General features: G+C 42.9%; 17 protein-coding genes and 1 CRISPR repeat array. Of the genes, 8 read left to right on the forward strand and 9 right to left on the reverse strand.

All coding sequences use genetic code 11. The features are described from left to right. Positions 1 to 68: 68 nt before the first annotated feature. The 4 genes from V7K42_RS13615 to V7K42_RS13630 form a co-directional block, all read right to left on the reverse strand. The gene (locus tag V7K42_RS13615; protein ID WP_334916943.1) at positions 69 to 2,075 is read right to left on the reverse strand and encodes a glycosyltransferase; all 2,007 of its coding nucleotides are present in this window, start codon (positions 2,073 to 2,075) and stop codon (positions 69 to 71) included. 79 nt (positions 2,076 to 2,154) lie between these two features. Further along, on the reverse strand, positions 2,155 to 3,630 hold the full coding sequence (locus V7K42_RS13620; protein ID WP_334916945.1) for a DUF3131 domain-containing protein: 1,476 nt from the start codon (positions 3,628 to 3,630) through the stop codon (positions 2,155 to 2,157). After that, entirely contained in the window at positions 3,631 to 4,689 is a 1,059-nt protein-coding gene (locus V7K42_RS13625; protein WP_334916947.1) for a hypothetical protein, read from the reverse strand. A 182-nt stretch (positions 4,690 to 4,871) separates the two neighbouring features. Beyond that, positions 4,872 to 7,676, reverse strand: coding sequence for a DUF3131 domain-containing protein (locus V7K42_RS13630; protein WP_334916949.1), 2,805 nt, complete (start codon positions 7,674 to 7,676; stop codon positions 4,872 to 4,874). Positions 7,677 to 8,354: 678 nt separating this feature from the next. Between V7K42_RS13630 and V7K42_RS13635 the strand changes: the two genes are divergently transcribed. Continuing rightward, entirely contained in the window at positions 8,355 to 8,678 is a 324-nt protein-coding gene (locus V7K42_RS13635; protein WP_094328612.1) for a hypothetical protein, read from the forward strand. Positions 8,679 to 9,134: 456 nt separating this feature from the next. Continuing rightward, positions 9,135 to 9,892: a CRISPR direct-repeat array (repeat unit 37 nt; unit sequence ATTGCAATTACCTAAAATCCCTATTAGGGATTGAAAC). A 172-nt stretch (positions 9,893 to 10,064) separates the two neighbouring features. Here V7K42_RS13635 and V7K42_RS13640 read toward each other — a convergent pair. Together V7K42_RS13640 and V7K42_RS13645 are read right to left on the reverse strand one after the other, a co-directional pair. After that, positions 10,065 to 10,388 (reverse strand): DUF1815 family protein, encoded by a 324-nt coding sequence (locus V7K42_RS13640; protein WP_334916951.1) that lies wholly within the window; start codon positions 10,386 to 10,388, stop codon positions 10,065 to 10,067. Between the two features lie 136 nt (positions 10,389 to 10,524). After that, positions 10,525 to 11,034 carry a gluconokinase gene (locus V7K42_RS13645; protein ID WP_334916953.1) on the reverse strand — a complete coding sequence of 170 codons (510 nt, stop codon included), beginning with the start codon at positions 11,032 to 11,034 and terminating at the stop codon, positions 10,525 to 10,527. A 140-nt stretch (positions 11,035 to 11,174) separates the two neighbouring features. Here V7K42_RS13645 and V7K42_RS13650 point away from each other — a divergent pair, with 140 nt between their 5' ends. The 7 genes from V7K42_RS13650 (at position 11,175) to V7K42_RS13680 (ending at position 20,131) form a co-directional block, all read left to right on the forward strand. Beyond that, positions 11,175 to 12,203: a LacI family DNA-binding transcriptional regulator gene (locus V7K42_RS13650; protein ID WP_334916955.1), complete on the forward strand. Its 1,029-nt coding sequence runs from the start codon at positions 11,175 to 11,177 to the stop codon at positions 12,201 to 12,203. 176 nt (positions 12,204 to 12,379) lie between these two features. Then, positions 12,380 to 13,798 (forward strand): glucuronate isomerase, encoded by a 1,419-nt coding sequence (gene uxaC / locus V7K42_RS13655; RefSeq protein ID WP_334916957.1) that lies wholly within the window; start codon positions 12,380 to 12,382, stop codon positions 13,796 to 13,798. Positions 13,799 to 14,057: 259 nt separating this feature from the next. Beyond that, the gene (locus V7K42_RS13660) at positions 14,058 to 14,894 is read left to right on the forward strand and encodes an SDR family oxidoreductase (RefSeq protein ID WP_334916959.1); all 837 of its coding nucleotides are present in this window, start codon (positions 14,058 to 14,060) and stop codon (positions 14,892 to 14,894) included. Positions 14,895 to 14,897: 3 nt separating this feature from the next. After that, a complete protein-coding gene (locus V7K42_RS13665; protein WP_334916961.1) occupies positions 14,898 to 16,160 on the forward strand; it encodes a lactate racemase domain-containing protein in 1,263 nt (420 codons plus the stop codon). Between the two features lie 485 nt (positions 16,161 to 16,645). Then, positions 16,646 to 17,491, forward strand: coding sequence for an RnfABCDGE type electron transport complex subunit D (locus V7K42_RS13670; protein WP_334916963.1), 846 nt, complete (start codon positions 16,646 to 16,648; stop codon positions 17,489 to 17,491). A 17-nt stretch (positions 17,492 to 17,508) separates the two neighbouring features. Continuing rightward, complete coding sequence (locus V7K42_RS13675) at positions 17,509 to 18,885, forward strand: DUF2330 domain-containing protein (protein WP_334916965.1); 1,377 nt, start codon at positions 17,509 to 17,511, stop codon at positions 18,883 to 18,885. A 595-nt stretch (positions 18,886 to 19,480) separates the two neighbouring features. Next, complete coding sequence (locus tag V7K42_RS13680; protein ID WP_334916967.1) at positions 19,481 to 20,131, forward strand: sigma-70 family RNA polymerase sigma factor; 651 nt, start codon at positions 19,481 to 19,483, stop codon at positions 20,129 to 20,131. A 100-nt stretch (positions 20,132 to 20,231) separates the two neighbouring features. On the opposite strand, the gene V7K42_RS13685 is transcribed toward V7K42_RS13680, so the two are convergent. The 3 genes from V7K42_RS13685 to V7K42_RS13695 all read right to left on the reverse strand — a co-directional run bounded on the left by V7K42_RS13685 (position 20,232) and on the right by V7K42_RS13695 (position 24,033). After that, a complete protein-coding gene (locus tag V7K42_RS13685; RefSeq protein ID WP_334916969.1) occupies positions 20,232 to 21,629 on the reverse strand; it encodes an ATP-binding protein in 1,398 nt (465 codons plus the stop codon). Between the two features lie 464 nt (positions 21,630 to 22,093). Further along, positions 22,094 to 23,758: an FAD-dependent oxidoreductase gene (locus V7K42_RS13690; protein ID WP_334916971.1), complete on the reverse strand. Its 1,665-nt coding sequence runs from the start codon at positions 23,756 to 23,758 to the stop codon at positions 22,094 to 22,096. Positions 23,759 to 23,823: 65 nt separating this feature from the next. Further along, positions 23,824 to 24,033 carry a hypothetical protein gene (locus V7K42_RS13695; protein WP_334916973.1) on the reverse strand — a complete coding sequence of 70 codons (210 nt, stop codon included), beginning with the start codon at positions 24,031 to 24,033 and terminating at the stop codon, positions 23,824 to 23,826. Between the last annotated feature and the right edge of the window lie 696 nt (positions 24,034 to 24,729).

Here is a 24,729-nt window from a genome sequence, read left to right on the forward strand (position 1 = left end):
CAAGTGGCGTAGATTTAGGGGGATCTATAACGTTTTGATACCTACAATAGGACTTTTCAAACATCCTCTTAAACTTCTTTTGGAGGTTGCCAAACTGATGCGCGGATGATAACGGATAAAAGTAACAAGTTATAGATAGCCCATCCACCATTGAGGAGATGAACCCAAGGATTATTTAGATGACCAATTGCAAAGCGGTAAAGACTCCATAATATCCCCAGGATAGTAAGGATAAAGATAACTAACTGCGGCCAAACTAGCCGGAGATAAATACCAGATTGCCTCTGCTTAGGTGTGACTTGAAAATTTAGTTTTTGTCCTGTAAACACACTCCATACGGCTTGGATTAGCAAGGGAAATAAAGCGATCGCATATTGTTCAGAGCGCCAAACTTCTGTAGCTGGAATGCCCCAAGTAGCTGCTAAAAAAGTCAAACGGTTGACAATAAAAGCTGGGAAAAAGTGGATGGCAAAATCAGATCCGTAGGTTTTAACTGGAACAATATCCGTGAAAAAATAGATAATTGGACAAGAAATAAACACCAAAGTTGCAAAACCAGAGAAATAACTGTACATCGTCTTGAAATATTGCAACCTTTGCCAAAAGCTTAACCCTGCTTTTGTCAGTGGATTTTCCCTAACTAGCACTTGGATAGTTCCTTGTGCCCAGCGGAGTCGCTGCTTAAGAGTAGAACTCAAGTCATCTGGCGCTAAACCTTCTGCTAAAAGTTCATTATGATAAATCGATTTCCAGCCAGCACTATGCAGACGCATGGCTGTATTCATATCTTCTGTAATGCTATTACTCGATACCCCACCAACTAAATCAAATTCATCTAAACGTTTTTCATTTTTGGCAAATTCATCAGCAAAATTTTGCAGTCCAACATTAACTAATGCCTCACGCCTCAAGATTGCATTTGTGCCGGTATAGAATGCAGCATTCATGCCATCTTTACCCTGTTGAAGCGGCCCATAAAATAAATTTGCTCGATGTCCAAAAGGATCGCCTGGAGGAATATTGTAAAAATCCTGGCGAGTCTGGACAAAAGCAATTTGATTCTGGTCGTATTTTCCGGTTGAAAGATTATAGGCGTAGAAATAAGGCAGAACTCGCTTGAGAAAATTTGGCTTGGGAATGTGATCGGCATCTAAAGTAACAATAAAAGTCCCTGCTGTTTCTCCAGAAAAAATTGCATAATTGATGTTGCCTGCTTTAGCATGATGCGCTACGCCAGGGGTTTTGGGACGAGCAATGTAGCGAAACCGGGAAAGTTCCAACAGCTCTAGTTCTTTCTTACGAATAGTTTCTTCTAAGGCTTTCCGTTCGGTAGTGAGGCGATCGCGTAGCGTCTCCGTAGAAGAATCGCTTATACTTTGATGAGTCGGAGGTAGCCAAAGAATAAACTGTCGTAGACTTTGCACAAATTCAGTAGGAAACGGGTTCACCACTGGTTCTGATGATTCTTGGAGCCATTTTTCTGCGGCTTGAGTGTTAGGTGTGAGATTTTCCAGTTGCTTTAGGCGCTGCAACAAATAAGAGTGTTCTGCATCAATCCGATTTGCTTCTTGTTGTAGTAGTGGTGACTGCAAATCTTCAATACACAATCTTTCTGTCATAGCCCGCATATCAGCAGAGTTGCCATCATCTAGAACATAAACACATAACTTTGTTGGCGGGTAATCCATTCTCAGTGCAGCTTTGGCAGTTTCTTCTACAATTTCCGGCGGCTCGTTGTAGCAGGTTACAAACACATCCACTGTTGGCCAGTCCGATCTGGGTAGAGGTGGGGTCATCTGGTCGAGAGACTTAACCTGTCGCACTAAAGGTCGCCATAACCCAATCACAAACATCACACCGCCGAAATAGCTATAAATTTCTGCTATTAGCAAAGGAATAGAGATCCACAGGGCATCAAAATTAATAGAATGGGTGATCCGCCATTGCAAATACCAAATTCCAAAAATTAAATTTATTTCTGCCAGATAGCGAAATAACAGCGTTCTTTTTTTTAGTAATGAGCGACTGTTACCAGAAAAGTTTGAGGAATTATCGCTAATAGAAACTGAAGTCATCTTAGTACCAGTAATTAATGTAAAAGGATAATGCAATGGTAAAAAATGCTGAATTGGGAGTTAGAAGTTATTAAAATTTTTATTTCTGTTGCCTCCCCTGGGTCATGGCTTCAAGCACTAGGGGATGTCTGCCTCTGGCTTGGTAAAGCAAACTTTCTAAAACGATCGCATTTGTATTAATGTCAATTGAAGCATTAATACCTCGTTGGGAATTTTCATATCGTCCTGAAAAATAGCCGCGATTTTTATCGGATAAATTTTGAGCAAAATCTCGCAGCCTTTTCGTATAAGTGTCATCTGGCATGAGCGCAAACCAAGAAAATGCCGCTTTCGTACTAACAAACTGCAATTGGGGATAGGCTTTTCCGCTAGTGTTAACGGCTTGCCAAGATTGACCATTAGAGTAGACGCTGTAATACAGAAAGTAAGGGGGACGATCTAAGGAATCTTCATTTACAGCAGTTAAAATTCCAGTGCGCTGAAATCGTTGTAATTGCACTTTGAAAAGATTTTGCACTTGAGGTTTAACAGCATCATTCCAACCGATTTCTAAACCCCAAAGTAAATAAGGATCGTTCGTTAGGTAGTTAGTAGCCCCAGAGTTTTTTAGATTCCGTCGATCGACTTGCAGAGTAATACCATCTACCTGAACCGTCTTTACTGGTGGATTAGAGAGAGCATTAGTAGCTTGAATATTCCACAGCTTTAAACTGTGAGCAGCATATTGCTCGTAGCCTAATCGCCCTTCCTGCACTTCGAGAAGTTTACCTGCTCTGGGGATAGCACCATTTAGCCAACCATCTTTGACAAGTTTCGCTAGATTCCAGCGAGCGACGATGCGATTAATCCGATCGCTATATTCTGGATAATGCGATCGCATAACATGCAATCCTAATAAAAATCGCGCCATATCTAAAACTGACCAACCACTTCTACCCTTGGGATCGGGGGTGTCATTGAGTTGGCGCATTTCGGCAGTCCGGGTGCTATAAGCTTTGTTGGGTAAACCAGTTGCTGGTAGCGGCAGTTTTTCCAACGTCTGTAGCAATGTGTTCATCCGCTTTTGGAAAACGTCTTGCGGCAATAACCCTAATTGATAAGCTGCATGAATTCCCAATAAGGCGCTACCCTGATCCCACCAAGTTGTCCACGGCAAGTTGTCTCCCGAATTTACTAAACCTGTTTGGGGATTCCAGTTCCGCTCAAAATATTTCCAAGCCCGCCCAGCAGCAATTCGATCCGCTTCTTGGGTTAATCGTGGGAAAGAAGTTGTTGGCGAAGGAATAATCGGTTTTTCTGGTGTAGCTGTTGGTTTTGGTGGTGTCGGTTTTGGTTTTAGCGGTAGTGGCGTGACTGTAGGAGGATTCGATTCTGGAACGGTTTGTGGGGATGGTGTTTGGACATCAGGGTTAAAGTTATCAGGGGCAGCAATGAGCATAAATGGGGTAGGTGAGCATTGCCACGTCGCCGTCATTGGACAAAGCTGGGGTTGTTGGTTTGTCGTTGCGTACAAAACTGATTGCAAAATCATGCTTTTGATGCCGCTTGTTGCCATTTATATCTTCTTTGCCAATTCCGTAGGCGATAAATAGCCGAAAGCCGGATTATTTACCGCGTCTTTATAGCCAGCAGATTTACCGCTATTACTGTTAATTGCCCAATCACATTCCTTATTAATATTGAAGTAAAGGATGGCTCTTAGACCCATTCCAGCTAGCTGAGTGTAGGAGTCTTGTAACCATTGATCTTTGACACCCTTTTGTAAACCATTTTGCGTATTACTCGTACTAGCTGTTTGAGCGATGAAAATCGGCTTACTGCCAGCCATAGCCTTCATCCGCTTGATATATGGTTCAAAAACTTCTTTTGGGCTATTCCAGTGTTTCCAAGAAGAATTACTACAATACCCCCAGTTGTACGAACTAAAGGCAACAACATCTACCGACTTGTCCCCAGGATAGTAGTTTTCAAAGCGATGTTCATTCTTTTTACTCCAACCATTAGGTGCAAATACCCAACGTATTGCCTGTGAAGATACACCAGCCTCTTTAAATATCTTTTGGATGCGTTGAAAAGCTAACTTGAAGTTCTGCGGGTCTTGGCTGTATGCTTCTCCAGGAATGTTCATCTCTTGCAACGGCGCGATAAACGCCATCCGACCCTCTCCTTTGTTTACCCAATCAGCGTAGGCTTTTGCTACTTTTTGTAGAGAACTATCTACGTCTCCCCTAGCAATCTGCGCTGCTGAACGAGTAGATTTGAGATTAATAAAAGCTGTGTATCCGTTGTGCTTCAGTTGTTCTAGGGGCACTGGGATGTTGTAAGCAGGATTTGAGTCCTCGATATCCAAGAACAATCCAGCAATAGAATGGCGCTTACCAACCCATTGATCGACTTGACGTAATTGGCTGTCAATTGTACTTTGATTTCCTAGATAATCTGGGGCATACAGTCCTAGTAGTACAGGGGTATTGGAAGGTGTTGGGTTGCGAATTTGGTTTAATTTCCGGTTTTCGAGTTGCCTTGAGGCATCAGTAACCGCCATGAGATTTTGATTCGCAAAGATGCTTCCTAGTAAAATTAGCATCATCAGCGCCAGCCGTACCTTGTCCATAGATTTGAACGAATAAACAGGGATTTTGAATCCAGATGTCTGTTGCTTGTGAAAGCTACTTCATCATTTACAAGTATTCCCAAATACAACTGATTAATAACAAATACGACTTGGTAATTATAGAAAGTCGGTGTGAAAGCCCACCCCTTCAGGGATGAGCTTAAAGTAAATTGCATTTCAACTTACTTTGTGACTTTTGTACCAGTTACTAGCGGAGTCTTTTCGCTACCTGAAATCCAGTAACTTCCAGAACTATCAGAAATTAACTTGGTTTGTTGTCTGGCAGTATTGGGTAAACCTCGCCCAGAATTTCCCTTATTAACTTCTTCCCACCAAGGAGATTTCATGTTGATAGTCGGACGAATTAAAGGTTGTTGATTCATCACCTTGTACAGCAAGGATTGCAAAATCATACTGTTGGTGCTGTTGGTGAAACCAACTGCCGTTTTACCCGTGGTTTCATAGAAGCCCTCATAAAATCCGGCTAATGGATTGTATAAATCAGTGGTTCCTTGCAGTAACTCTTGACTATACTTATTTTCTGGAAGCAGGGCATGATAGGCAAAAGCGACTGCTGTACTTACCAATCGTCCCTTTGGTACAATTTGCCCATTATCTGCTAAAGCTACCCAAGGCTCACCTTTTCCAGTAATTGTGCTGTGGACAGTGTAAGGCTTGCGATCGATCAAGGTGGTAGCTGAGGCGGTGAGGTTGCCGGTGCGACGGTAACGTTCAGCTTGCGCCTGAAAGATTGGTTCAAAGAGCGATCGCATTTGTGGATCTAGTCCAAACTCCAGGGCATAAAGTAAGAAAGGATTGCTAACTGTATATTGGTTAACTTTTGAGTTGGTATCCGTGCGGCGGCGTTGAATTGGCACTTTCACTCCCTCTACTAAGGCAGTTTGATATTCACCGCCAACCGCAGAATGTTCAACATTAAATCCCCATAATTGAAAAGCTCTAGCTGCATATTCTTCATATCCCAAGCGGGTTTCGGGGTTGACACTGGTAAGCGATCGCCCTTCTTGCTCTTTGGTAACGGTAGCACTGGAGAGAATACCTTCGCGCACCACACGCAAGTATGACCAATCCAGCACAATTTTATCTACCGCAGCCGTATATTCTGGATGACAGGTTTTTAAGTTGTAAAGCGCTGCCAGCATTCTGCCTAAATCTAAAGCTGACCAACCGTTACCTTCTGCAATTGGATTTCCACCATAATCTACTAATTGCAGCGATCGCGTATCGTAACCCCGACTCGGCAATTCAGTACCAAATAACGGTAATTTTGTCAATGCTGCTAAAAGATGTCGAGTGCGTTGGTCAAATTCCTTCGGAGTAATTATATCGAGCGATCGCGCTGCATGAAGGGCTGCGAGATAATCTCCTAGTCCCCACAGGGTTGCACCTTTGAAATCACTGCGATCGTCTATCAGCCCATTTTTGGAGTGATAATTAGCTTGAAAGTATCGCCAAGCAGCTTCTGCATAACGCCGTTCAATCAGCGTCAGGGGTCGATCTAGTTTGAGGTTAGATGATTGAGGACTATCGACTGGTGGAATAGGTGCAACGGCAACTTCTACAATTTTAGGAGTATCTGTAGGGGTTGCGGTAGGAGGCGTAACAGTAGAATTCCCTTGATTTGAGGGTGTTTCAGGAGAAGCATTTTCACTGGGCTTACCAGTAGACACACTCGCAGAACTAGAAGTAATTAAGGGGTGATTTCCCTTAGCTTTGTAGTATAAAATCTCTAAAATCAGCCCATTAGTATTACCTGTCAAAGCTTTATTGGGTTGTTTTGATTCTTCATAGATCCCAGCATAGTAACCACTATCATCAGGACTGCGAAGATCCTTGACTACATCAAAAACTTTTTGAGCATAAGCATTATCTGGAAAAAGATAGCGCCAACCGAAAGCAGCTTTGGTGCTGATGCTGCGAAGTTGTGGATAAGGTTGATTAGCATCGGTGATTGTTGCCCAGTTTGCACCATTGGCGTAGACAGTGTTGTAGAGAAAATAAGGCGGTTGATCGATATTATCTTCTGTGACAGCAGTCAACTGACCTGTGGTATCAAAACGCCGTTTTTGCACATCTAAAACCCTGGCAGCAAAATCAGCTAACTCACCTTGCAAGCCAAATTCAATCCCATCAAGAATATAAGACTCACTAACAACGTAATTATTAGCGTTGGTGCTTTTAAAGTCACGGGTATCAACGGGAATTTGCACACCATTAATTTCGACTAACTTAAATGGTTCTAAAGAAATAGCCTTGGGTGCAGAGAAACCCCAAAGTTCATAACCTCTAGCGCCGTATTCTTCATAGCCGAGTCGTCCTTCTTGCACCAGTAAGGTTTTGTTGTCTGGGAGAACAGTAGCGCCAAATAGTTGTCCATCTTTGAGCGATCGCGCCACTTGCCACTTTGCGACAATTCCTTTGAGCCAATCGTTATATTGCGGATGACAGGTGCGGATGACATCAAAGGCCGCAAGTATTCGCCCGACATCCAAAGCAGACCAGCCAATACCTCGCTCAAGGGGATTGTTGCCATAATCAACCATTTGTGCATTGGCTGCGTTATAGACTTTATTAGGTAAAGTATCCTCAAATAACTTCAGGCTGTTGAGAGTCGTCAAAAACTTGTTGATGCGTGTGTCAAAGTCTGCTTGGTCAGTAAGATTCAACCAGCGTGCAGCATTCAACGCCATCAAGTAATTCCCCATATCCCAGAGTGTACCAGAAGGATAACCCCCTGTAGAATTGGTAAACCCCGTTGCTGGCTGATAGTTTTTGATAAAATACTGCCAAGCACCACGAGCATAAGTTTGTTCTTCAGGGGTCAGTGGGGCTGTAATATTGCTACAGCTATTAGAATTTTGGGATAAGACTGGTGTTGGGATGTAAAACAATAATTGCAGAAATGTTCCAACTAGGAATAATGCAATCCATCTCAACAGCTTTTGTTGATGGGGTTTGTATCTCATAATGATGGGAGGCTTTTAAATGCTTGGTTTTGAATTGATGCAGCGACGTTTTTTTAGCTAAATGTGCTAATAAGGCTTCTATTTCCACACTGAGCAGATATTTAGGATGGCGCTGATTGTGAAAACAGATGTAATGCCTAATCAAGTCAATGTAGCTTTTTTTGTTTGGTAACAATACAGCATTTTGCATCTAAATGAAGTACATCCTTACGAGGGTTAGGGAGGGGTATTTTTGTGCTTCATTAACTTGCAATCTGCTGTAATGCTGAAGCAGAATTTTATCTTGTACCTGTTGTAGGAGCTTTTTTTGGCGTTTTTCCATAGAGTAATATCTAGAAAATTTACGTATAATGTCCTGATTCGGATGTTATCTGGAAAAATCCTGAATATCACCAAGGAATATACTTAAAGTCAGGTGTTTAAAACCAAAATCGGGTATTTATACGTAACTATTCGGTCTAATATCTATAAATAGGGTATTAGATATAAAAATTCTGGGTAACTATGCCAAACCAGATACTTGCACGTAAAGTTTCTGGATAATTAGGCATTATTTAGTCGTAATTCGTTTCTAAGCGACAGCGATTATTAGAATTAGTGCAAAATATCAGATTTTTCCGGTTGAGCCAAAATATAAGTGAATAATTACTTTACATTGAATATGTATAGCTAAACCTCATGGAAATACCCCAGCGCGTATCAGTCCGCTACAAAGATGCGTCCTTCAATAGTAATGAAATCCGTTTAAGAACTTTCCGGCTTGGGTTACAAATATGGGAAGAACAAACCAAGCCTAGAAAAACAGAGCTTTATCAGTTTATATCGTCTTGCTTGAAACAAGTCGATCGCCAAGATCGTTTTATGTTCTCTCTGTTATTCATAGAATTAACAGACCTCATACGCAATTCTTCGTTGGAAAGGGGAACAAAAGAGGTTTTGATTAAAACAGCTTTTAGAGAGTTTGCTTGTGCAATAACAGACTTTGAAGACGTTGCCAAATAAAGTTGGTCATGGGGGTGCTGGTATTGGGTAGGCGTAGCCCAACCCAGGCATCGCCCTAGAGTCAGCTAAACTAATCGAGTAGGATATTTATAGCAAGGGACTAGGGACTGGGGACTGAGTGAAAAGCCTTTTTGTGTCTAAGTTTTATCGTCTGTTGATGTCATAACCACCTTGGCTGTTGCTATATATGAGTAATCAGCTTTTTAATGAAATTAGTTTTTTCGCTAAATGCGCGGATGGGTAGGTGTTGGAAAAAGGGTAATTAGAAAAATGGCTGAATTGCCCTATATGCAACAACTTCAGAGCGATCGCATTTCTAAACTACCCACGCACCTTATGGGGACTAGCTTTCAGCCATTTGCCTCTAGCTAAATTCCGACCCCTCGTGTTATTATTTCTCTATTCGCGCAACCGAACCTTGAAAACCAAATAAGACAAGGCTTTCAGAAGCCTGCAATTGCAATTACCTAAAATCCCTATTAGGGATTGAAACAATTACATTCATGACCAGATAGTTCCCGTTATTGATTGCAATTACCTAAAATCCCTATTAGGGATTGAAACTTGTTCCTTTAGGAACAGATAATTTATCATCAACGCATTGCAATTACCTAAAATCCCTATTAGGGATTGAAACTTGGTTTAAAAAAGCAGAAGACGATGCCAAAGAAATTGCAATTACCTAAAATCCCTATTAGGGATTGAAACAGAAAATCGTAGAGTGCATCTGTGAAGTTTTGATATTGCAATTACCTAAAATCCCTATTAGGGATTGAAACAAAAGTGCTTTAGAGCAAATCTTGATTGACACTGATTGCAATTACCTAAAATCCCTATTAGGGATTGAAACATACGCTTCTGTGAACCGGACAAACTTAATGCTCTATTGCAATTACCTAAAATCCCTATTAGGGATTGAAACTAAAAAGTTTTATCGCCGCACAACACACTACGACTCGCATTGCAATTACCTAAAATCCCTATTAGGGATTGAAACGGTCTATATAACATCTGGCTATCCTAGTTTTACTACATTGCAATTACCTAAAATCCCTATTAGGGATTGAAACTACAGAAATTGAAAGATAACCCCAACGATAGCGAAATTGCAATTACCTAAAATCCCTATTAGGGATTGAAACAACCATAAAGAACTTTCCTCTGATATTTGAATAAAATTGCAATTACCTAAAATCCCTATTAGGGATTGAAACCAGTAGATTTTAATTGACTAAAACATGTGTAATATATACTTTTCGTTGTTTTCACCGACTGAGAATCAGCGATGTCTACGACGGGCTACGCCTACGCACACTCGATTTAGCTTATAACCTGAGTTCAAGCCAGATTGAGTTGTCTTTAGATTTATATTTACAGAATTAGCTTTTAAGTCGTCAATTGTATTGCGGGCGAATGCTTGACAATATTAGCCAACTCTTGTAATTGTTTTACTGCTTCAGCACCCTCCAACTTCATTAATTCGCGATCCTCCCACAATTCCATCCAAGTAATCCCGTAATCAGACACTACAAAGCGAATTAGATGCTTTTCTCGCAGGCTAACCATGAATGAAGCACTCTTCATTTGGTCGCCGCACGTATAACACGAGGCAGGATATCCATGCTGCTCAAGTACAATTGTCAAGGCTTGCAGGTTCATTACCAAGTCTTGAACGAATTCTTGATGTTGTTGCGCTAATCTTAGAAACACTAGTTTTCTCCTGCTACTACAGTTATGTGGTTGCTTTTAAAACTTCTTTAGACTGACATCCGACGTATTTAGTTGCCAAAAGTTGGTGTTTTTTTTTAGACGTGATTAATCTTAATCTTGCGGTGTAAACAGTAAGCTAAATGCTCAAAGCCGTTCTAATGTTCTGCACAATTATCTGGGGTGGTTGTGCAACATCCATAGATATGGTGTTCAATGGTTCTTCAAGAGTCTCAAACTGGCTATTGAGGAGTTTTGTACCCATGTAATGATTGCTACGCTCTTGCAACCGTATTTGAATCAACTCATAAGACCCTTTGAGGTAGACTAGTTTGATGCGATCGCTCTTGGGGTTGGTGCTGCGATCGCTATCCAATACCAAAAATTGCCGATAGCTGTCTTTTAAAGCAGAACAGGCCAGCACGACATTTTTATTCTCTTGTAGCCAATGTTTTATCGCTGTTTGCAAATCTTGCAGCCAAGGTATCCTGTCAGCTTCACTCAACGCAATACCGCACCGCATTTTCTCAACATTCTCTGCTGAGTGGAAAGCATCAGCATCGCTAAACTCCCAGTCTAATGAATCTGCTAGCAGTTTTCCTATGGTGGTTTTACCAGAACCAGATACACCCATGATGATAATAATCATATTTTTCTGAGGAAAAATTAAGTTATTGAAATGAACACAGAGCAAAATGTGAATTGTATTAAAATCTCTTGACAAATAACGATTATTTTCTATAATACATAAAATGCACACGTGTGCAGTATTTAAAATCTAAGATAAAAATGAATAAACGAAGAATTTCAATTGAAGATATTGCTCGGAGAGCAGGTGTCTCTCATTCCACAGTTTCCCGTGCTTTGCGAGATAATGCTCTCATTAGCCCGAAAGTGCGAGAAGAAATTAAGCAACTGGCGCAGGAAATGAACTATGTGCCGAATGCGATTGCTCAAAGCTTGCAAAACAAACGTACTAATACCATTGGTGTAGTAGTAACTTCCATCGCAGATCCCTTTTTTGCCGAGGTAGTACACGGCATTGAACAGATAGCCAGACCAGCCGGCTTGAGTGTTTTGTTAAGTGCTTCACACCGAGATTTTGAGCAAGAAATGGCAGCTATTGATACTTTTCATCGCCGGAGAGTAGACGGAATATTAGTAGCCGACTCACGAATTAGCAAACAGCATACAAAGCAACTAACCCAAATTGCTATACCAACAGTTCTGATTAATAGCCAGACTGAAGATCAATCTGAAATATTTCACTCAGTAGCAATAGACGATCGCTTAGGTGCTAGATTAGCCACAAAGCATTTAATAAGTTTGGGACACACCACCATTGGATATTTGGGTGTCGGCGATCGCAGCAGGTCAAACCAGCAGCGCCTAGAAGGATATAAAATGGCTCTTGCTGAAGCTGGTCTCCCCCAAAATCCTGATTGGGTTTCAATTAGTGATGAATATAATACCAGAATCAGCGATGTCGCCACCGGACAAAATATGCTATCTAAATTATTGGCTGCTGAGGTAACAGGCATCTTTTGTTACAACGATATGGTGGCGGTTGGCGCTTTGTTAGCTTGTCAAGAATTAGGTATTTTAGTACCACGAAATTTAAGCCTGGTTGGATTTGATGGTATTGCTTTAGGTAGTTACGTTACGCCAGCACTTACAACAGTCAGTCAGCCGATGTTAGAAATTGGTGGCTATGCCATGCAAATGTTACTCGATTTATTAGAAGAAAAAACTGTGGAAAACCGCGTTTTATCTCCTTTTTTAGTAGAGCGTGGTAGTAGTGCAACATTAATAAAATAATTTGAAATCGTGTCTAGCTTGAAAACTGTAGTTTTTGTGTAATCAGACTAAACATACAAGAGAAAATATACTCTCATTAAAAACTTCAGCTTTTAAAATGGACAACTCTTACTCTGTGCGTAAGACAAATTCTTATTTACACTCAACAACACTAAAAATTCTAATCAAACAAAAATATGTTAACCAAAAAACCAAGTTTATCTCCCGATCGCTGTTTTTCTCCAGAACCAGTTCAAAGACGACTAGCCCATCAATTTTTTGACAGCATCTCTGCGCTACCCCTGGTCTGCCCACACGGCCATGTAGATCCAGCCTTGTTAGCTAATCCAGCAGTTCGTTTTGGTTCCCCAACCGAATTATTTATTATCCCTGACCACTACATTTTGCGGATGCTTTATAGTCGGGGTGTGTCTCTGCAAGCTTTAGGGATAGCTACACGCGATGCACCGGCAGAAACTGACCACCGGAAAATCTGGCAATTGTTCGCCGAACATTTTTATCTATTCCAGGGTACTCCATCAGGATTGTGGCTCAAAGACGAATTAACTAATGTCTTTGGGGTAGATGAACCTTTAAATTCTCGTAATGCTGGACGTATCTATGATTATTTAGAAGGTTTATTAGCCTTATCTGAGTTTTCCCCTCGTGCTTTATTCAAACGCTTTAATATCGAAGTGCTTTGTACTACAGATGCAGCCAGTGATAACCTAGAGAATCAGCGATCGCTCCACGAAGAAGGTTTTACTCAAATTAGACCGACTTTTCGACCAGATGCAGTAGTTAATCTAGATGCTCCTGGTTGGCGAGAAAATCTGACCAAATTAGAAAGCAGTGTCGGTAGAGAAATTAGCACTTACACTATTTTTATCCAAGCTTTAGAAGAACGTCGGGCTTTCTTTAAAAAAATGGGTGCAACAGCTACCGATCAAGGTGCAGCTACACCTTATACCACACGCCTTTCCGACCAAGAAGCAGAAGCTATATTTGCAAGAGCATTAACCGGCAAACTGAATCCAGGAGATGTAGAGCAGTTTACCGGTCATATATTCATGGAAATGGCTCGGATGAGTGTAGAAGATGGCTTGGTAATGCAAATGCATTGTGGTGTTATGCGTAACCATAACCCGGTTCTGTTTGAGAGATTTGGATCTGATAAAGGTGGTGATATTCCGCTCAAAATAGAATGGACTCAAAATCTGCACCCGTTGTTGTCAGCTTACGGGAACGATCAACGCTTCCGGTTAATTCTTTTTGGCATGGATGAAAGCACTTATAGCCGAGAACTCGCTCCCTTAGCTGGTCATTATCCTACTATATTGCTCGGGCCGCCTTGGTGGTTTCATGACAGCGTAAATGGTATGGAACGCTACTTCAATCAGGTAATGGAAACTGCCGGAATTTACAATACTGCTGGATTTAACGATGATACCCGCGCTTTCGTTTCTATTCCGGCTCGTCATAATGTTTGGCGGCGGGTAGCTTGTAACTGGTTAGCCGGATTGGTAACACGGGGATTGGTTGATGAAGAAGAAGGGTATGATATGGCTCGCGCTTTAGCTTACGACCTCGCTAAGAGTGCTTACAAATTGGACTAAGGGACTTCCAACAAATAAATTACCCAATCTTGTGGGCCGAAAAGCCGTTGGTGTCAAGTTAACGTGAAACCCTTGTAAGAATTGGATATTGAGTTCATTGACTTGCGATCGCGATCTGCGTTACCCCACCCTAACCCTCCCCTTATAAAGGGGAGGGAACCGGATTTCCTGTTTCCCCCCTTTATAAGGGGGGATTAAGGGAGGTAATACAACTTGTGTACACCATAGTATTGATTTTTGAATTACGAATTGAAACAAGATGTCAGATTTTATTTTAAATAAACTTTTTAGCCTAAAAGAGCAGGTAGCAGTAGTCACAGGCGGTTCAGGCGTACTTGGTGGAGCTATGGCGCGAGGTTTAGCCCTTGCTGGAGCGAGAGTAGTTGTTCTGGGCCGCAATGAAGCACGGGCGGGAGCGGTAGTAGCTGAGATTACCGCCAATGGTGGAGAAAGTATGGCTGTGCTGGCAGATGTTAGCGATCGCTCCCAACTAGAAATAGCCAGAGATAAGATTATACAGCGTTGGGGTCAAATAGACATTCTGGTAAACTCGGCTGGTGGTAATATTCCGGCTGCCACAATTACCCCTGATGCGACTATTTTTGATATGCCACACACAGCTTTTCAAGAAGTAGTTAACCTAAACTTGCTCGGTACTCTCCTCCCCAGCCAAGTTTTCGGTCAAGCAATGGTCGAAAAAAAACAGCCCCAAGGTTGTATTGTCAATATTTCTTCTATGTCTGCTATCCGAGTCATTAGCCGAGTAGTTGGTTATTCAGCCGCTAAAGCCGGGATAGATAACTTTACTCGTTGGCTAGCCGTCGAACTCGCCCAAAAGTATGGGGATGGAATGCGAGTAAATGCGATCGCGCCAGGTTTTTTTATTGGAGAACAAAATCGAGATTTACTCCTAAATACAGATGGCAGTTTGACCGAACGCGGACAAAAAATTATCGAGCATACCCCCGCCGGACGTTTTGGAAAATCAGATGAATTACTTAGCACCTTGATTTGGTTATGTAGTCCTGGTTCTAGTTTCATCAATGGGGTAGTTGTGCCGGTAGACGGTGGATTTAGTATTTACAGTGGAGTTTGATTTATGTATTCACTAGCTGTAACTAACGGAACACTTTCGGATGAGCAAGTTTCTGGTCTAGTTCATCAAGCTTTAGCAGATCGTCAGTTAGATGGACAGCGTATCCTAGTATTAATTCCAGATAGTACCCGCACTGCTCCCATCCCGCAAATGTTTCGATTGCTGCATCAGGAGTTGGGTAAAAGGGTAGCGACTCTGGATTTTTTGATTGCTCTGGGTACACATAATCCCATGAGCCAAGAGCAAATCAATCACCTAGTAGGGGTAACACAAGAGGAACGAGAGACAACCTTTAAAAAAGTTCGCATCTTTAATCACCTGTGGAATGAACCAGATACCTTTATTTCTTGTGGAGTAATTTCAGCAGATGAGATAACTGAGATTAGCCGGGGAATGCTACATCAATCCGTTGAAGTTCGTGTTAACAAGCTTGTAAATCAGTACGATCTAATAATGATTTGTGGCCCCGTCTTTCCCCACGAGGTTGTCGGTTTCTCTGGTGGAAATAAATACTTTTTCCCTGGTATTGGTGGTCAGGAAGTAATTGATATATCCCACTGGCTGGGTGCTTTAATCACCAGTTACGAAATCATTGGTACATCGGGAATAACACCAGTTCGGCGCTTAATTAACCGAGCCGCTAACCTTATTTCTACGCCCAAACTTTGCTTGGCGATGGTAGTTGCACCTAAAACAAATCAGCTAGCTGGACTTTACATAGATAAACCAGAGCCAGCCTGGGAAGCCGCCGCAAAATTATCCGACAAACTGCATATTACTTATGTAGATAAGCCTTTTAAACAAGTGCTGTCAGTAATGCCCGAAATGTATGACGACATTTGGACAGCCGCTAAAGGAATGTATAAGCTAGAGCCAGTAGTGGCCGATGGAGGCGAAGTAATTATATATGCTCCTCACATTACCGAGTTTAGCTATACACACGGCGAAATCCTGTCCCAAATTGGCTATCATGTGCGTGACTACTTCCTCAAACAGTGGGATAAATTTAAAGCCTATCCTGGTGGAGTCTTGGCTCATAGTACTCACTTAAAAGGTATGGGTACATTTGATGCTATAGAAGGCGAACAAGCACGGATTTCCGTTACTTTAGCCACTGGTATTTCTGCTGAACGCTGTGCTGCTCATAACTTAAACTATCGAGATCCTGCTACCATTCGACCTACAGAATGGGCTAACCGTGAAGATGAAGGGATCTTGCTTGTGGCGAAGGCTGGCGAGATGTTGTATCGAATAACCACTCTGTAATGGGATTAAAATAATTGCTACGGTTAGGCTAACGTAATTGAGTTCAGCGCATTTGTTATTTCGGGGTACGCATTTGTTATTTCGGGGTACTCATTTGTTATTTCGGGGTACTCATTTGTTATTTCGGGGTACGCATTTGGTATTTCGGGGTACTCATTTGTTATTTCGGGATACGCATTTGTTATTTCGGGATACTCATTTGTTATTTCGGCGTACTCATTTGTTATTTCAGCATACTCAGGGATTTGTTATTTAGGTGTGTCCATAACGCACCCTACGAAACTACTAAAAGAGTTGAAACCTATCCGATCATACTTGTGTACACCTTAGCCTTAGTAAGGAGAATGCAAAGTGGCTTGCTGACAGGGCGATCGCAGAAGTACAGAGGATGCTTTGTAACAAAATCTGTAACAGCATTACTATTTGAGCTAGCACTCGTATAGATTGATGAAAAATCTACGGGTAATCCCGGAATTTAAGGATTAATGCTGCTCAAAGATATACGAGATTATCAAATTCTTTTTCTCGGCTTGTTCCTAGTATTGGGAATCGGTACACGAGATTGGACGCTGCGACCAGAGTTAATTGGGGTAGCGATCGCCACCAGTCTAGCAACTCAATGGATATTGTCATTAGTTACTGGCAAAGAACAAATGGCAAATCTTCGCAGTGCTTTAATTACCTCCTTGGGGCTAGGCTTATTGTTACGGGCTGATTGCTGGACGACAATGGCAATAGCCGCAGCAATTGCGATCGCTAGCAAGTTTATCTTCAAAATCGGCGATAAACATTTCTTCAATCCCACCAATTTCGGCATCATATCTGCCTTGCTTCTCACCCCCGATGCCTGGGTTTCGCCGGGACAATGGGGTGAAGAGTGGTGGTATGGGCTATTATTTGCCGGCACTGGCGGCATGATTTTGCAGCGCGTTGGTCGTTGGGACACCACAGCAGCTTTTTTGGGTTCCTACTCCTTACTAGAGGCGATTCGCAATCTCTGGTTGGGTTGGACTTGGGATGTTTACTGGCATCGATTAATGAGCGGATCTTTGCTGCTGTTCGCCCTATTTATGATTACAGATCCGCGATCGATTCCCAATTCCCGAATTGGGCGGGTAGTTTGGGCCATCTGTATCGCTGGATTAACTTTTATTCTGCGAAATTATTTCTTTATTTCCACAGCAGTTTTCTGGGCGCTGTTTGCCCTTGCACCATTGACCATCCTGTTTGATGTTCTGTGGTTAGCCCCAAGGTTTTCTTGGCAAGAGGGAGATAGAAAAGCAGAGGAAGAACTCTTAACTCCTAACTCTCAACTCCTAACTCCTAACTAAAAATACAGAGGTATAAAATGAAGTTTTTTCGACTCTTAACGCCATTATTGTTAGCAATTGTAGCTGTTTTATGCTTTGCACCCGCAGCTTGGGCATTTTGTGGATTTTATGTAGCCAAGGCTGATACAAAACTGTATAACAAAGCTTCTCAGGTGGTAATCGCACGAGATGGCGATCGCACTGTCCTAACAATGGCAAACGATTTCCAAGGCGAAGTCAAAGATTTTGCAATGGTAGTACCAGTGCCAACGGTGCTGCAAAAAGAGCAAGTTCACGTCACTGAACCGAAGATTATCGAACGCTTGGATGCTTTTAGTGCGCCGCGATTGGTAGAATATTTTGATTCAGATCCTTGTGCCCCAGTTTACCCTCAAGAGTTATCAGCAGCACCAGCACCAGGCGCTGCGAGAAGTGAGGCGGAGGGTGCAACAGGCGATCGCAGTTTGGGTGTAACAGTCGAAGCACGTTTCAACGTCGGCGAATACGACATCCTGATCCTTAGTGCTAAAGAATCTGGCGGACTAGAAACTTGGCTCAAACGTAATGGCTACAAAATCCCCAGAGGTGCGAAACAGTTACTCAAGCCCTACATCCGCTCCTCAATGAAATTCTTTGTTGCCAAAGTCAACTTAGATAAATTTGAGCAATCTGGCTATCAGTTCCTTCGTCCGCTACAAATTTCCTACCAGTCACCCAAGTTCATGCTGCCAATTCGTTTGGGCATGATCAATGCCACGACAGAGCAGGATTTGATTATCTACATCCTCTCGCCCCAAGGACAAGCAGAAATCACCAACTACCGGACGGTAAAAATCCCCTCCGACGCAAACGTTCCCTTGTTTGTCAAAGATAAATTTGGTGAATTTTACAAATCAATGTTTCAAACTGCCTACACCAAAGAAGACAGGAAAGTTGGTTTTTTGGAATACGCTTGGGATATGGGTAGTTGCGATCCCTGTTCAGCCGATCCTCTAACCCAAGAAGAACTCAAGCAAGCAGGCGTATTTTGGCTAGATGATAATTCTGGAAGTAATGTACCAGTATCTCCAAGCTTTCGTCGTCCCTCTCCTAGAAGCAGCGTCTTCATCTCCCGGTTGCATGTCCGCTATACCCGCGATAAATTCCCTGAAGACTTGATATTCCAACAAACAGCTAACAGTGAATCTTTCCAAGGGCGTTATGTTTTGCAACATCCGTTCCAAGGGGAACTCAAATGTCAGGCGGGTAGAGAATATAAGCGGTCTTTGCCTAAGCGTTTTGAACAAGAGGCGCAAACTCTGGCTAAACTAACCAACTGGAATATCCAAGACATTCGCAACAAAATGAAACTGAGTGTTGGTAATTTGACATATTACTGGTGGGAAAATTTATTTTCTTGGCTGGGATTATATTAGACCTCTTGCAAAAATCCTTGAATCACCCCTCCCCAACACATCGAGGAGGGCGCAAGATTTCAAGTTTCTCCCCTTTTGGGGGGTCTATTCGACACCCGCATTTCTCACAAGCTTGAGGGGCAGGGGGGCAGAGGGGCAGAGGGGAAATAACTTGGTATTTGAACTCTCCCCTGCTCCCCTGCACAAGGTTTTGAGAGATGTGGTGAGAAATCCGGGGACAGGGGACTAGGGACTAGAGACTGGGGACTAGGGCGTGTTTTCAAACTGTTCGTTTAGCCTCCTAACTTTTTATATCCCCATAAATCCCCCTTTTTAAGGGGGACTTTGATTCCAGTTCCCCTCAATTTATCGGGGGTTAGGGGGGATCTAAAAGTGTCTAAAGTCACAGTGAAAAACTTGTTCATTCAACCTCTAAGACTTTGAAAACACGCCCTAGGGGACAAAGAGAATTAAAGCCTCAGTCATCCTTTGAAATAGATTCATCTACCTCAAAGACTCAAATCTCCCAATCCCCACAATTCCCAACATCTTTTTTTAGGGCGTTGTTATACGCAATACTAAGATATTCTTGCTTTCTTTCTGCCCCAAGATTGTCATGGTTCAATTCGATGAACAGCTACGCCGCTTAGTTTCCGAAGCCTGTGGACACGCACTTGGAAGTCCTCAGCGTCAGAAGTTGCTCACGCAAATTATTCGCTTGACAGCAAATAGACTTTGGAGGGAAAGTACTCCCTACTATCAAGATGCACTACAACAAACTTGGTTGTATTTCTGCCGCAATGTTTGTGAAGGTTTGACAGGTCAAATCTACGATCCCTCCTATGGCAGTGTCATCACTTGGCTGAATGCTTACCTAAAAAGGAGACTACAAGACTTTTACATTAACCAGAACCGCGAACAAGCCACAACAGCCCCTCTTCGGGTTCGTCAGTCTACATCGGGTGGAACAAGTGAAACAATTGATCCTATAGATAACCTTCCAGCTACCCCCCAAGCACCTCCCATTCTGGAAGACTTGGAGATATGGGCTAAGACCGATTCTGAAGGAGAACTGTGCCGTACTTGTATTAAAGGGCGACCAGATGTGAATTGTCAGGTGTTAATTCTTAAACGCCTACCCCCGGAAGTTAGCTGGAAAGAATTATCTAAGGAATTTGCGCTGTCAATTCCAACATTAAGCAGTTTTTATCAGCGTCAGTGTCTACCGCGTTTACGTAAATTTGCTGAATCAGAGGGATTGTTTTAAACAAGGAAGAAAGGAAGAGGTTTATTGCAGGTCAGAATGAAGAAATCCAATAGAGCCTTGATTGTGTTGGGTTTTCGTTCCTTAACCTTCTTCAAATGATTCAATTATTTGATAAGGGTAAGCAAATAGTGAAACAAGTTCTACCTGGCTGCGACTCAAATGAGAGCGTACCGTGATGACGATTTTCTACAATCCGGCGAACGGTTTCCAAACCAAGTCCTGAACCACGCCCCACTGATTTGGTGGTGAAGAAAGGTTCAAAAATACGGGTTTTAATTTCAGGTGGAATTCCACTACCAGAATCGATGATGTCAATATGAGCAAAGCGATCGCAATGGTGTGTTCTAATTTCCAGCAGTCCCTTACCATCCATTGCATCAATGGCGTTGTCAATTAAGTTTGTCCACACCTGATTCAGTTCGCTACCATAAGCAAAGGTTTTAGGAATATATCGATCGTAATTGCGTTCTACTTGAATGCCGCACTTGAGTTTATGAACAAATAATCGCAATGTATCTTCTAAACCTTGATGCACATTCACTTCTTGCTGAACGCCTTGATCGAGGTAAGTATAAGATTTCATGGCTTGCACAAGTTCGGAAATCCTCTCGGCTCCTCGCAAACCATGTTTAATCATTGATATGACTTCAAAGGAAAGCGATAGCCAGTGTAATCCGATTTCTCGTAATTCAGTCTCATCATTGCGCCAACGTTCCATCATCCGATCTAAGGTTTCAACCTCAACACCACCTTCTGCTAAAGGTTCTGCTAATTTCCAGGCCTGCTTCACCCCATAGTCTTCTAACCATTCCAGCAAGACGCTTTCGCGATCGCTTAGTGTCACCGGATCGAGACGATTATTTAAAATCGCATCATAGCCCCGATCTCTGACTCTCAACCAGTCTTGAGTATGAGCTTCTTCAACGTTACGTTGCCCATAAACTAAATTCATTCGTTGTAGTTCAAGGATGGCCGCGGGCATTTCCCCTAAAGTCCGAACGAGGGCTGAAGCTGGATTGTTGAGTTCATGAGCTAAACCGGCGGCTAGTGTCCCTAAAGCTGCCATCTTTTCCCGCCCCCGAATGAAAGATTCTAGCCCTCGGACACGACGTTCCATAATGCGGAAGACCATCCGCTCAAAATTGCGGCATTCATGGAGCAGTTTACGGAAATCTTCTCCCTTAAGTTCATAAAGGTGGCAATTTGTCAACGCCCGCATTGTCACAGGTGCAGGTTCATCTGTGAGGACTGGAATTTCACCAAAAAAGGATGGGGCTTCGTGTTGCCCTATAGGAATTTCAACTCCTTCACTGCGGCGGGTGATGTTGATTTTACCTTTGACTAAGATAAATAAGCGACATGCAGGGTCTCCCTCATGGGACAACACATCTCCGGCGGAAAGTTCAACTGTTTGAGCGCGATCGCAAACCCACTGCAATCGCTCTTGAGGAAGCTGTTGAAACGGGTCTAAGTCAATCAATTCTTCAATACACAACATCAATCAACCTCCTTAGAACAATTCACCAAAAGAACACTACAGAGGCAAGCCGGAAAACCCAAACTACATCTAACGCTCTGTTATTACTCTCGTCAGATTAAATTTAAAACCCTATTTTGGCATTAGTTCGCACAGGTAAACGAGAGTTTGTGTAGCCGCAATTTCTAATCACTTAGAGGTTGAATGAACAAGTCTTTGGCTGTGATTTTAGGCACTTATTGATCCCCCCTAACCCCCCTTAAAAAGGGGGGAACCGGAATCAAAGTCCCCCTTATTAAGGGGAGCCACTGCGGTCTTGGGGTCTCCCCAAGTGGAGCATGTGGCGTGGATTTAGGGGGATCTAAAACTTTTGATACCGATAAGAGAACTTTTCAAGCATCCTCTTAAATTATTCTCTCTCCAGAGTCATAAAAGAGCGCTAACCTTCTTAATTACGAATTACGAATTAGTTTGTCCTACTCCAGCTAAACATTGCTCAGGTAGCGGTGAACGAATTGAATGGCAATTGAACCTTCACCAACCCCGGATGCCACCCGCTTAATTGACCCGGCTCGCACATCTCCGGCTGCAAAGATGCCAGGAACGCTGGTTTCTAGTAAAAAAGGTGAGCGTTCCAAACGCCAACTTGGAAGAGATTTGCCATTGGGCATTAAGTCGGGGCCTGTGATGATAAACCCCTGAGCATCGCGTCGAATAACCCCATCGAGCCAATCAGTTTTAGGGGTAGCACCGATAAAGATAAAAAGCGATCGCGCTGGCATGATTTCAGTTTGTCCAGTCTTGACATGGGCAATTACAATTGCTTCTAAATGTTCCTCTCCCTTCACTTCCATAACGCTGCAATCTGTGCAAACTTGGATATTTGCAGTTGCCGCAATCTGGTCAATTAAGTATTGGGACATACTCAATGAAAGAGACTCACCCCGCACCAGCATAATCACTTTACTGGCATACTTAGAAAAATGCATTGCTGCTTGTCCGGCAGAATTTGCCCCGCCTACTAGGTAAACTTCTTCATTGCTACAGGCGATCGCCTCAGTCATTGCAGCACCGTAATAAATTCCGGCTCCTGCTAGCTTCTCGGCTCCTGGGATATTTAGCCACCGATAGGAAACACCGGTTGCAACTAAAAGTGCATGGCAACTAATCTCGCTGCCATCCGCCAATTGCAGAACCCGATAAGGATCTTGCAGCTTAACTCCGGTTACTACTTGAGGAGTGAGAATTTCTACTCCAAATCGCCGCGCTTGAGTGACTCCCCGCCTAGCCAAATCGCTGCCGCTCAAGCCAACAGGAAACCCCAAATAGTTCTCAATGCGCGAACTCGTGCCTGCTTGACCCCCTGGGGCCTCACGCTCAATTAAGACCGTACTTAATCCCTCAGAAGCGCCATAGACTGCGGCTGCTAATCCAGCAGGGCCACCACCCACGATCGCCAAGTCATAAAATGGGCGCTCTGCGTGGGTTTGCAGTCCAATTTTGGCAGCAATCTCTAAATTAGATGGTTGGATTAATCGGGAACCATCGGGAAACAGCACCAAGGGCAATTGCTGTCTACCATCAGCTTCTGCGTATTCTACTAATTTTGCTGCATCCGGCTCCAGTTCAATATCCAACCACTTGTAAGGAATCTGGTTACGCGCCAGAAAGTCTTTCACCTGATGGGAAAAAGGCGACCAACGATTACCAATGACTCTAATCCCTTCAAAGGGTGGACGGAATCCAGCTAACCAGTCATCTAGCAAATCATCCAAAATTGGATATAGTCGCTCTTCTGGTGGATTCCAGGGCTTAAGTAAGTAGTAATCAAGTTTGGCACTATTAATTGACTTAATGGCAGCATCGGTATCTGCATAGGCAGTCAGCAAAGCACGTTTTGCATCAGGAAAAATGTCTTTTGCCTGTTCAAGGAACTCCACACCTCCCATCTGCGGCATTCTTTGATCCACCAAAAATAGAGCAACTGCTTCATTGCGTAATTTGAGTTGCTGCACCGCATCCAGAGCGGTAATACCAGAATCTGCCCGAACAATACGGAAGCGATCGCCATACTGATGCCGCAAGTCTCGTGACACCGCTTGCAATACTTCTGGATCGTCATCGACGGTTAAAATAGCAGGTTTCGCCATAACATACTGTTACTTAACAATTGCAGTGCCTAGCTGTTATCTTCAAAAATCTGTCGTCAAAATATCTACTGTTTAACCAGTCGCTTTAAACGAAAGTACGCTTCTTCTGGTGTCAGTGCTTCTGATTGACTTTCATTAGGTATGTAAAATATCCAGGTATCAGGAAAGTAATGCACTACAAAACTGGGAATCAGACCCAAGCTTACTGCTTGCTTTCCGAGTTTCTCAGCTTGTTCTTCTAAACTCAGTTGGTCATGAAATGGGTGTCCAGCCATAATTTTTCATCTCCCTGCACTTTATTTGACCTTGGAAGAACGTTCAATACCCGCATTGCAAGGAATCACCTTTAAGTGATTCACCATGTTCTAGAATGAGCTTGAGAATATTTTGGTATTAAACCGAAATAATTTCAAATATGCTTTTGTAGAGAATCATAAAGCTATTTTGGTCATTCAGAGTAACTGAAATTGGATTGGATAAGGGAGCGGGGCATTTCTTTCCTTTAGGACTTACGCAGAAGATAGCCCCAACCTTGATTTTACGGTAGGGGCAAGTAATGAATGGGAGCAACGCGAAAAAGTGAGATCATCGTCTAATGAGCAGGGGGAGCAGGGGAGGCAGGGGGAGCAGGGGGAGTTAGAAAAAATCTAGTATGTTTTACTACTAAAAATCTAAAAAATATACTTAAATTATTTCTCTCCCCCTGCCTCCCCTGCCTCCCCTGCCTCCCCTGCTTACTCACCTCACAAAATCGCATTGCTCCCGTAATGAATTGCCCCTACCGCACCCTTCTCTTTCTCCTACCGGAGACGCTGCGCGAACGGGAATGCCAAGGGCGATCGCAATGACAATTGTTTAACCGGACACGATATCATCCGTAGCATGAAAGACTCAAGCTTTCGCCAAAAACTCATTGAGGCAGTCAAAGCTAGAGTTCCACCCGACGATGACTCTAATATAATTATTCTCCG

The organism is Nostoc sp., from assembly GCF_036917455.1.
In the GTDB taxonomy this organism is placed as follows: domain Bacteria; phylum Cyanobacteriota; class Cyanobacteriia; order Cyanobacteriales; family Nostocaceae; genus Nostoc.